The organism is Geobacillus sp. WSUCF1 (assembly GCF_000422025.1).
GTDB classification, from domain to species: domain Bacteria; phylum Bacillota; class Bacilli; order Bacillales; family Anoxybacillaceae; genus Geobacillus; species Geobacillus zalihae.
This window is the reverse complement of record NZ_ATCO01000121.1, coordinates 1-9,391: the sequence shown is the minus strand read 5'-3', so window position 1 is coordinate 9,391 and position 9,391 is coordinate 1. Positions and strand designations below refer to the sequence as shown.

General features: G+C 54.2%; 8 protein-coding genes, 2 pseudogenes and 1 riboswitch. Of the genes and pseudogenes, 9 read left to right on the top strand and 1 reads right to left on the bottom strand.

Annotated elements, in window-relative coordinates; genetic code table 11:
• The first annotated feature begins 100 nt into the window (after positions 1 to 100).
• Positions 101 to 209: riboswitch (SAM riboswitch) on the top strand.
• An 87-nt stretch (positions 210 to 296) separates the two neighbouring features.
• The 3 genes and pseudogenes from I656_RS0116165 to I656_RS04690 all read left to right on the top strand — a co-directional run bounded on the left by I656_RS0116165 (position 297) and on the right by I656_RS04690 (position 2,849).
• Positions 297 to 1,324 (top strand): annotated as a pseudogene (locus tag I656_RS0116165) (methionine ABC transporter ATP-binding protein).
• The gene (locus I656_RS04685; protein ID WP_020755861.1) at positions 1,314 to 1,982 is read left to right on the top strand and encodes a methionine ABC transporter permease; all 669 of its coding nucleotides are present in this window, start codon (positions 1,314 to 1,316) and stop codon (positions 1,980 to 1,982) included. The pseudogene I656_RS0116165 and the gene I656_RS04685 overlap by 11 nt, the downstream one beginning before the upstream one ends.
• Before the next feature lie 15 nt (positions 1,983 to 1,997).
• On the top strand, positions 1,998 to 2,849 hold the full coding sequence (locus I656_RS04690; RefSeq protein WP_020755860.1) for a MetQ/NlpA family ABC transporter substrate-binding protein: 852 nt from the start codon (positions 1,998 to 2,000) through the stop codon (positions 2,847 to 2,849).
• Between the two features lie 118 nt (positions 2,850 to 2,967).
• On the opposite strand, the gene I656_RS0116160 is transcribed toward I656_RS04690, so the two are convergent.
• A complete protein-coding gene (locus tag I656_RS0116160; RefSeq protein WP_013524548.1) occupies positions 2,968 to 3,159 on the bottom strand; it encodes a hypothetical protein in 192 nt (63 codons plus the stop codon).
• Between the two features lie 177 nt (positions 3,160 to 3,336).
• Between I656_RS0116160 and I656_RS04695 the strand changes: the two genes are divergently transcribed.
• The 6 genes and pseudogenes from I656_RS04695 to sufB all read left to right on the top strand — a co-directional run bounded on the left by I656_RS04695 (position 3,337) and on the right by sufB (position 9,120).
• Positions 3,337 to 3,699 (top strand): carboxymuconolactone decarboxylase family protein, encoded by a 363-nt coding sequence (locus tag I656_RS04695; protein ID WP_015375747.1) that lies wholly within the window; start codon positions 3,337 to 3,339, stop codon positions 3,697 to 3,699.
• 254 nt (positions 3,700 to 3,953) lie between these two features.
• Positions 3,954 to 4,733: a Fe-S cluster assembly ATPase SufC gene (gene sufC, locus I656_RS04700; RefSeq protein WP_033006139.1), complete on the top strand. Its 780-nt coding sequence runs from the start codon at positions 3,954 to 3,956 to the stop codon at positions 4,731 to 4,733.
• A 17-nt stretch (positions 4,734 to 4,750) separates the two neighbouring features.
• Positions 4,751 to 6,061: a Fe-S cluster assembly protein SufD gene (gene sufD / locus I656_RS04705; RefSeq protein WP_020755857.1), complete on the top strand. Its 1,311-nt coding sequence runs from the start codon at positions 4,751 to 4,753 to the stop codon at positions 6,059 to 6,061.
• The gene (locus I656_RS04710) at positions 6,058 to 7,278 is read left to right on the top strand and encodes a cysteine desulfurase (RefSeq protein ID WP_020755855.1); all 1,221 of its coding nucleotides are present in this window, start codon (positions 6,058 to 6,060) and stop codon (positions 7,276 to 7,278) included. The genes sufD and I656_RS04710 overlap by 4 nt, the downstream gene beginning before the upstream one ends.
• Positions 7,268 to 7,716 (top strand): annotated as a pseudogene (gene sufU, locus I656_RS0116155) (Fe-S cluster assembly sulfur transfer protein SufU). Before I656_RS04710 ends, sufU begins: the two are co-directional and overlap by 11 nt.
• A 6-nt stretch (positions 7,717 to 7,722) precedes the next feature.
• Complete coding sequence (gene sufB, locus I656_RS04715; RefSeq protein WP_011232461.1) at positions 7,723 to 9,120, top strand: Fe-S cluster assembly protein SufB; 1,398 nt, start codon at positions 7,723 to 7,725, stop codon at positions 9,118 to 9,120.
• The last annotated feature ends 271 nt before the right edge of the window (positions 9,121 to 9,391 follow it).

Here is a 9,391-nt window from a genome sequence, read left to right as displayed (position 1 = left end):
ACAAAGTCTTGACTGACTCTCGGATAAAAAAGATGTTGACACGCTTCGACAGACAATGATACAATCACATTCGTAGTCAATTGAATAGGCGATTGTTGCGCTCTTATCAAGAGAGGTGGAGGGATGTGCCAATGAAGCCCGGCAACCGTCAGCGCATGTGCTGAAATGGTGCCAATTCACACAAAGCGGCCTGCTTTGAGAGATAAGAGACGGAATGGTGCACAATACCTTTCTGTTCTCTGCGGGCAGAAAGGTTTTCTTTTTGCGCTCTGCCGCTTGGGGAGGAAGGTGAAACGATGATTACACTCGAACAAGTGACGAAAATCTATCAAGCGGCCAACGGTTCGGTCACGGCAGTCGACAATGTGTCGCTTGAGATTCGCGAAGGAGAAATTTTCGGCATTATCGGCTACAGCGGCGCTGGGAAAAGCACGCTCATCCGCTTGCTCAATGGGCTCGAGAAGCCGACGAGCGGCCGGGTGGTCGTCGCCGGGCGCGATATGACGCGCGTGAAAGGGCGGGAGCTGCGCAAGGCGCGCCAAGAAATCGGGATGATTTTCCAGCATTTCAACTTGCTTTGGTCTCGCACAGTCAGGGAAAACATTGCCTTTCCGCTTGAAATTGCCGGCGTCCCGAAAGAGGAGCGGAACAAGCGGTGGATGAATTGATCGAGCTTGTCGGCCTTTCCGGGCGCGAGGATGCCTACCCGTCGCAGCTGAGCGGCGGGCAAAAGCAGCGGGTCGGCATCGCCCGGGCGCTCGCCAACAACCCGAAAGTCTTGCTGTGCGACGAGGCGACATCGGCGTTGGACCCGCAGACGACCGATGCGATTTTGGACTTGCTCGTTGACATCAACAAGCGTCTCGGGCTGACGATTGTGCTGATCACCCATGAAATGCACGTCATCCGCAAAATTTGCGACCGCGTTGCGGTGATGGAAAGCGGCCGAATCGTCGAGCAAGGCGAAGTGCTGCATGTGTTCCGCAACCCGCAGCAACCGATTACGAAACGGTTCGTCAAGCAGCTGATCGAGCCTGAGGAGACGGAAGAGGCGATTTCCCATTTGTTTGGCCAATACCCGAGCGGGCTGATCGCGCAGCTGACGTTCGTCGGCGCGGCAGCCGGAAAGCCGCTCATCACCGAAGTGGTGCGTCAGTTTGCCGTCGATGTCAACATTTTGCAAGGGAAAATTTCGCAAACCCATCAAGGCGCCTATGGGGTGCTGTTCGTGCACCTCGACGGGGCGAGGGATGAAATCGACCGGGCGCTTGACTATATTCAACGCCAGCAGGTGGCGGTGGAGGTGATTCACGATGCTCGCTAACCTCCTGCCGAACGTGCAATGGGAGACGATGTGGGCGGCGACGGTCGAGACGCTGTATATGACGGGAGTGGCGGTGGCGGCCACTTTCGTCCTCGGAATCGTTCTTGGCTTGCTTCTATTTTTGACAGCGAAGGGCAACCTATGGGAAAACCGGTTTGTCAATACAGTGATTGCTGCGTTTGTGAACATTTTCCGCTCTATTCCGTTTATTATTTTGATCATTTTGCTCATTCCGTTTACCACCTGGCTCGTCGGGACGATGCTTGGCGCCAATGCGGCGCTGCCGGCTTTGGTCATTGGGGCCGCGCCGTTTTACGCCCGCATGGTGGAGATCGCCCTTCGCGAAATCGACAAAGGCGTCATCGAAGCAGCCCAAGCGATGGGCGCCTCAACGTGGACGATCATTTGGAAAGTGCTCTTGCCTGAATCGCTTCCAGCGCTCGTCTCCGGCATTACGGTGACGGCGGTGTCGCTCGTCAGCTATACGGCGATGGCTGGAGCCATCGGCGCCGGCGGGCTTGGGGACTTGGCGTATTTGGAAGGATTCCAGCGCAACCATAACGATGTGACGTTTGTCGCGACCGTGTTGGTGCTCGTCATTGTCTTTGTCATTCAGTTGATCGGTGACTTTGTCACTTCAAAAATCGATAAACGATAAAGGAGGAAGAAGTCGATGAAAAAATGGCTTGGTGCGCTCCTTGCCGCCGCTCTCGTCTTCGCCTTGGCAGCATGCGGAAGCAACAATCACGACAACGCGGAAGGCGGCAAAGACGGCAAATTGGTGAAGTTGAAAGTCGGTGCGTCGAACGTGCCGCATGCGGAAATTTTGGAAAAAGCGAAACCGATTTTGAAGAAAAAAGGCATCGACTTGGAGATCATTACGTTCCAAGATTACATCTTGCCGAACAAAGCGCTGGCGGAGAAGCAAATCGACGCCAACTATTTCCAACACATTCCGTATTTGGAATCGCAAAAGAAAGAGTACGGCTATGATTTCGTCAACGCCGGCGGCATTCATATCGAGCCGATCGGCTTATACTCGAAAAAATACAAAAGCATTGAAGAACTGCCGGACGGCGCGACGATCATCATGAGCAACTCGGTCGCCGACCATGGCCGCATTTTATCGATGCTGCAAGAAAAGGGGCTCATTAAGCTGAAACCGGGCATCGATAAAACGAAAGCGACGGTCAACGACATCGTCGAAAACCCGAAACATTTGAAATTTAAAGCGGACGTCGATGCTGGACTTCTGCCGCAAATTTACAAAAACGGCGAAGGCGATGCGGTTTTGATCAACGCCAACTATGCGCTTGACGCCGGTTTGGACCCGGCGAAAGACCCGATCGCCGTGGAGTCGCCGAAAAACAATCCGTATGTGAACATTGTGGCGGTGCGCAAAGGCGATGAAAACCGAAAAGAAATCAAAACGCTTGTCGAAGTGCTGCAATCGAAAGAAATTCAAGATTTCATCAAAGAAAAATACCACGGCGCCGTCATTCCAGCGGCGGAAAACAACCAATAACGGGAGCATTTCGCTTCCGTTTCTTTTTTTGTCTCCAAAAAGCCGCTCCCCTTAAACGAAACGAAAGCGGCAAAGGTTAAAACGATTCTGAATCCGAGGGCGCCGCGGCCGACCTGCTTCATCGGCCGTTCAAACGCGCCAGTACGGCGGCGAGCATAACGATGATGACGCAGTTTTGCAGGACGATCACCGCCGTTAAGCTGAAGGCGCCGTCTCCTTGTTCACCGAGGGTGTTGCCGATGATGATCCACGCCAAAAACGAAGCGAAAGCGGCGGTTAAGGCAAAGACAACCCAACGAATCAATGGCATTCCCCCCTTTCCTATGATGATGGAAGTGGAACAGAACCGTTCGTTTTCATCATGACATTCCGTCGATGTTGGCGAAACGGTGGTGTTTCCACAAGCTTTTAATACCATTCGTTGTTTAATATCGTTTTCCTTCATCCATACTAACAGCGGATAAGCAAAATAAGGAGGACAACGATCATGAACAACGAAACACATGCATCGGTCGAATCCGCGCTTCATCGCTACAAAGAGGGAATTGGGGCGTTCACCAAAAAACTTCCGAATGTGGCCGAGCGGTTTAACGCGTTTACGGAAGCGTGCTTTGCCGAGGGAGCGCTGTCAAAAAAAGAAAAACAATTGATTGCCCTCGGCATCAGCTTGGCGGCGCAAGACGAGTATTGCACGATTTACCATACGAAAGGATGCCTTGACGAAGGAGCGTCGGAACGGGAAATTTTGGAAGTATGCGCGGTGGCGGCCGCGTTTGGCGGCGGGGCGGCGATGAGCCAGGCGGTGACGCTCGTGCAGGAATGCCTCCGCGAGCTGCGGACAGCCCATTAGACTCCGGCAACGGGGTCTTTTTTTTTGCAAAAGCTCGTACAAACAGCCCGTTTTCGTGTAAAATATAAAAAGCGCTGTCCCTTTTTCCTGTTTTTCTCCGTTTAGTTGCGTCTACATAGTGAAAAAGGGGGCGGAATAGTTGCGCATATTTTTCATTTGTTATAAGATTGTAATGAGAATAAAATGAGAATGAGCGTCCGCTGGGTCAACAGCGAGCGATGACTATTTTCAAGCAGAAATTGGAGGTATGCTGCATGGCAGTGTTGACGATTCAAAATCTCCACGTTGCGGTGGAAGGGAAAGAGATTTTAAAAGGGGTTGACTTGGAAATCAAAGGCGGGGAAATCCACGCTATTATGGGTCCGAACGGGACGGGAAAATCGACGCTGGCTTCGGCCATTATGGGGCACCCGAAATATGAAGTGACGGAAGGATCGGTGACGCTCGACGGCCAAAACGTCCTTGAGATGGAAGTCGACGAGCGAGCGCGCGCCGGCCTGTTTTTGGCGATGCAATACCCGAGCGAAATCAGCGGGGTGACGAACGCCGACTTTTTGCGCGCTGCGATCAACGCCCGGCTTGGCGAAGGTAATGAAATTTCGCTCATGAAATTCATCCGCAAGCTCGATGAAAAAATGGCATTTCTCGAAATGAACCCGGATATGGCGCACCGCTACTTAAACGAAGGATTTTCGGGCGGGGAGAAAAAGCGGAACGAAATTTTGCAGCTGATGATGCTTGAGCCGAAAATCGCCATTTTGGACGAGATCGACTCCGGCCTCGATATCGACGCGCTCAAAATCGTCGCCAAAGGCGTCAACGAAATGCGCAGCAGCGAATTCGGCTGTTTGATCATCACTCACTACCAACGGTTATTGAACTACATCACGCCGGATTACGTGCACGTCATGATGCAAGGGCGCATCGTCAAATCCGGCGGTCCGGAACTGGCGCAGCGGCTTGAGGCGGAAGGGTACGACTGGATCAAAAAAGAGCTTGGCATTGAAGACGAAACGGTCGGACAAGAAGCGTAAGCGTTAGGAGGAGGATTATGGCGACAGAAACGAAAATCCCATTCGATGAAACCTACATCCGCACGTTCTCAAGCGGGCGCGGCGAGCCGGACTGGCTGACCGAGCGGCGCCTTGAGGCGCTTCGGCTGGCGGAGCGGCTGCCGCTTCCGAAACCGGAGAAGACGAAAATCGACAAATGGAATTTCACCGAGTTCGCCCGCCACACGGTCGACAGCGCGCCGTATGATGGTCTTGACGATTTGCCGGAAGCGGTCAAGGCGCTCATCGAGGCGGGCGAAGGAACGAAAAACTTGTACGTGCAGCGCAACCATACGCCGGCGTACGTGTCGCTGTCCGATGAATTAAAAGAAAAAGGCGTCATTTTCACCGACATCTTCACAGCAGCGCGCGAGCATGGCGACTTGCTGAAAAACTATTTGATGACGGCGGTCAAGCCGGATGAGCACCGCCTTGCCGCGCTCCATGCGGCGCTGCTCAACGGCGGCGTGTTTGTCTATGTCCCGAAAAACGTGGAGATTGAAACGCCGCTTCAGGCGGTCTATATTCAAGACGAAGACGATATCGCCCTATTCAACCATGTCATTGTCGTCGCAGAAGACAACAGCCGCGTCGTGTTTGTCGAAAACTATATATCGGCAAGCCGAGAAGGAAAAGCGGTCGTCAATGTGGTCGCCGAGGTGTTTGCCCAAGCGAACGCAAGCGTCTTTTTCGCCGCCGTCGACCATTTGGCAAAAGGCACAACGACGTATGTCAATCGGCGCGGCATCGCCGGGCGCGACGGACGGATCGAATGGGCGCTCGGGCTGATGAATGACGGCAACACGGTCTCCGAGAACATCACCCGCCTTGTCGGCGACGGCTCGTTCGGCGATACGAAAACGGTCGCGGTCAGCCGCGGCGAGCAAGTGCAAAACTTTACAACGAGCGTCATTCATTACGGAAAGCATACAGAAGGCCACATTTTAAAACACGGCGTCGTCCGCGACAGCGCGACCTCGATTTTCAACGGCATCGGCAAAATTGAGCACGGCGCGTCAAAATCGAACGCCGAGCAGGAGTCGCGCGTCTTGATGTTGAGCGAAAAAGCGCGCGGCGATGCGAACCCGATTTTGCTCATTGATGAAGACGACGTCATGGCGGGCCACGCGGCATCGGTGGGACGCGTCGATCCGATCCAATTGTATTACTTAATGAGCCGCGGCATTCCGAGACGCGACGCAGAACGGCTCATCATCCACGGCTTTTTGGCGCCGGTCGTCGAGGCGATTCCAATTGAAGGCGTGAAAAACCAATTAATTGAAGTGATTGAAAGGAAAGTTCAATCATGAATGTGAACGAAATTCGCGCGTTGTTTCCGATTTTGCATCAGCAAGTGAACGGCCATCCGCTCGTCTATTTTGACAGCGCGGCGACGTCGCAAAAGCCGCTGCCGGTGATTGAGACGCTTGACCGCTACTACCGCGAGTACAACTCGAACGTCCACCGCGGCGTCCATACGCTCGGGACGAAGGCGACCGATGCGTACGAAGGCGCGCGCGAAAAAGTGCGGCGGTTTTTAAACGCCCAATCGGCGCAGGAAATCATCTTTACGCGCGGCACGACGGCATCGCTTAATTTGGTCGCCTCCAGCTACGGGCGCGCCAACGTCAAAGAAGGCGACGAGATCGTCATCACGTACATGGAGCATCACAGCAACTTAATCCCATGGCAGCAGCTGGCGAAACAAACGGGCGCAACGCTGAAATACATTCCGCTGCAGGAAGACGGCACGATCGATTTGCGCGACGTTGAGGCGACCGTCACCGAAGCGGCGAAGATTGTCGCCATTGCTCATGTATCGAACGTGCTTGGGACGATCAACCCGGTGCGGGAGATCGCCCGCATCGCCCATGAGCGCGGCGCGGTCGTCGTCGTCGATGCGGCGCAAAGCGCTCCGCATATGAAGGTCGATGTCCAAGAACTTGATTGCGATTTTCTCGCCCTTTCCGGCCATAAAATGTGCGGGCCGACGGGAATCGGCGTATTATATGGCAAAAAGAAATGGCTTGAGCAGATGGAGCCGGTCGAGTTCGGCGGCGAAATGATCGATTTTGTCGAGCTGTACGACTCGACGTGGAAAGAGTTGCCGTGGAAGTTTGAAGGCGGCACGCCGATCATCGCCGGGGCGATTGGCCTTGGGGCGGCGATCGATTTCCTTGAACAAGTCGGCTTGGACGCCATCGCCGCCCATGAGCACGAGCTGGCGCAATACGCACTCGAACGGCTGGCTGGCATCGACGGCGTCACCGTCTATGGCCCGAAAGAACGGGCGGGGCTTGTGACGTTTAACATCGAAGGGGTGCATCCGCACGATGTGGCGACCGTTTTGGACGCAGAAGGGGTCGCCATCCGCGCCGGCCACCATTGCGCCCAGCCGCTCATGAAATGGCTCGGCGTGACGGCGACCGCCCGGGCGAGCTTTTACCTTTACAATACGAAAGAGGAAATCGACCGGTTCATCGCCGCATTACAGAAAGCGAAGGAGTACTTCAGCCATGTCTTCTAACCATCCGTTGGACCAGCTTTACCGCCAAGTCATTATGGATCATTATAAAAACCCGCGCAACCGCGGGGTGCTTGAGGGCACGAACGTCGATGTCAACATGAACAACCCGACGTGCGGCGACCGCATCCACTTGACGATGAAAGTTGAAGACGGAAAAGTCGCCGACGTCAAATTTGAAGGGGAAGGCTGTTCGATTTCGATGTCGTCGGCGTCGATGATGACGCAGGCGATCAAAGGGAAAACGGTGGAAGAAGCGCTTCGCTCGCCCACATTTTTTCCGACATGATCCAAGGGAAAGAGTACGACGATTCCGTCGACCTTGGCGACATCGAAGCGCTCCAAGGCGTTTCCAAGTTTCCGGCCCGCATCAAATGCGCGACGCTCGCGTGGAAAGCGCTCGAAAAAGGGCTGCACAATCATGAACATGAAGGAAGGTGAACCGAGATGGCGAAAAAAGCACCGGAAATCGGTGAATACAAGTACGGCTTCGTCGACAAGGACGTCTCCGTCTTCCGCGCCCAGCGCGGCCTGACGCGTGAAGTCGTCGAAGAAATTTCGCGGATGAAAAACGAGCCGCAATGGATGCTCGAGTTCCGCTTAAAAGCGCTCGACATCTTCTACAGCAAACCGATGCCGCAATGGGGCGGCGACTTGTCAAGCCTCGATTTCGATGAAATTACGTACTACGTCAAACCGACGGAAAAATCGGGCCGCTCATGGGATGAAGTGCCGGCGGAAATTAAAGCGACGTTCGATAAATTAGGGATTCCAGAGGCGGAACAAAAATATTTGGCCGGCGTCTCGGCGCAATATGAATCCGAGGTCGTCTACCACAACATGAAAGAAGACCTCGAAAAACTCGGTGTCATCTTTAAAGACACCGACTCGGCGCTGAAGGAAAACGAAGACTTGTTCCGCGAGTATTTCGCCAAAGTCGTGCCGCCGACGGACAACAAATTTGCGGCCTTGAACTCGGCCGTCTGGTCGGGCGGTTCGTTCATCTACGTCCCGAAAGGCGTCAAAGTCGATACGCCGCTTCAGGCGTACTTCCGCATCAACTCGGAAAACATGGGGCAGTTTGAACGGACGCTCATCATCGTGGACGAAGGGGCGCACGTCCATTACGTCGAGGGCTGCACGGCGCCGATTTACACGACGAACTCGCTCCATAGCGCGGTTGTTGAGATCATCGTCAAAAAAGGCGCGTACTGCCGCTACACGACGATCCAAAACTGGGCGAACAACGTCTTCAACTTGGTGACGAAGCGCGCCGTCTGCGAAGAAAACGCGACGATGGAATGGATTGACGGCAACATCGGCTCGAAGCTGACGATGAAATACCCGGCCGTCATCTTAAAAGGCGAAGGGGCGCGCGGCTTGACACTGTCGATTGCCATCGCCGGCAAAGGGCAGCACCAAGACGCCGGGGCGAAAATGATTCATCTGGCGCCGAATACGTCGTCGACGATCGTCTCGAAGTCGATCTCGAAACAAGGCGGCAAGGTGACGTATCGCGGCATGGTCCATTTCGGCCGCAAAGCGTCCGGCTCGCGCTCGAACATCGAATGCGATACGCTCATTCTCGACAACCAGTCGACATCGGATACGATTCCGTACAACGAAATTTTAAACGACAACGTGTCGCTTGAACACGAAGCGAAAGTGTCGAAAGTGTCGGAAGAGCAGCTGTTCTACTTGATGAGCCGCGGCATTTCCGAGCAGGAAGCGACGGAAATGATCGTCATGGGCTTCATCGAGCCGTTCACGCGGGAGCTGCCGATGGAATACGCGGTCGAGATGAACCGCTTGATCAAATTCGAGATGGAAGGAAGCATTGGGTAAGCTTGATGAATCAAGGGTGGAGCGTTCGCTTGGGGGTGCTTGACCCACAAAACGCCCACATGATCGACGCAGGGCAAAACAAGGGAGCGGCCGGCGCTTATTCTCTCCGGTGGTCTCTGGAAGCGTCAAGGCCGCCCTGCAGGCCATTTCCTCCCTCATGGGAGCATGTTTTTAGGGGAGCGCTCTTTTTTGGGCGCTCCCCTGTCATTGATTTCAAATGCCAGGCGGATCTGTTCAGCCGTGTACGATCTCTCGGCTTAGTAGCCTTTTT

What these genes read in the sequence shown, in the direction of transcription:
- I656_RS04685 (WP_020755861.1), top strand. Translation starts at nt 1,314, where the DNA reads ATGCTCGCTAACCTCCTGCCGAACGTGCAATGGGAGACGATGTGGGCG.
- I656_RS04690 (WP_020755860.1), top strand. Translation starts at nt 1,998, where the DNA reads ATGAAAAAATGGCTTGGTGCGCTCCTTGCCGCCGCTCTCGTCTTCGCC.
- I656_RS0116160 (WP_013524548.1), bottom strand. Translation starts at nt 3,159, where the DNA reads ATGCCATTGATTCGTTGGGTTGTCTTTGCCTTAACCGCCGCTTTCGCT.
- I656_RS04695 (WP_015375747.1), top strand. Translation starts at nt 3,337, where the DNA reads ATGAACAACGAAACACATGCATCGGTCGAATCCGCGCTTCATCGCTAC.
- sufC (WP_033006139.1), top strand. Translation starts at nt 3,954, where the DNA reads ATGGCAGTGTTGACGATTCAAAATCTCCACGTTGCGGTGGAAGGGAAA.
- sufD (WP_020755857.1), top strand. Translation starts at nt 4,751, where the DNA reads ATGGCGACAGAAACGAAAATCCCATTCGATGAAACCTACATCCGCACG.
- I656_RS04710 (WP_020755855.1), top strand. Translation starts at nt 6,058, where the DNA reads ATGAATGTGAACGAAATTCGCGCGTTGTTTCCGATTTTGCATCAGCAA.
- sufB (WP_011232461.1), top strand. Translation starts at nt 7,723, where the DNA reads ATGGCGAAAAAAGCACCGGAAATCGGTGAATACAAGTACGGCTTCGTC.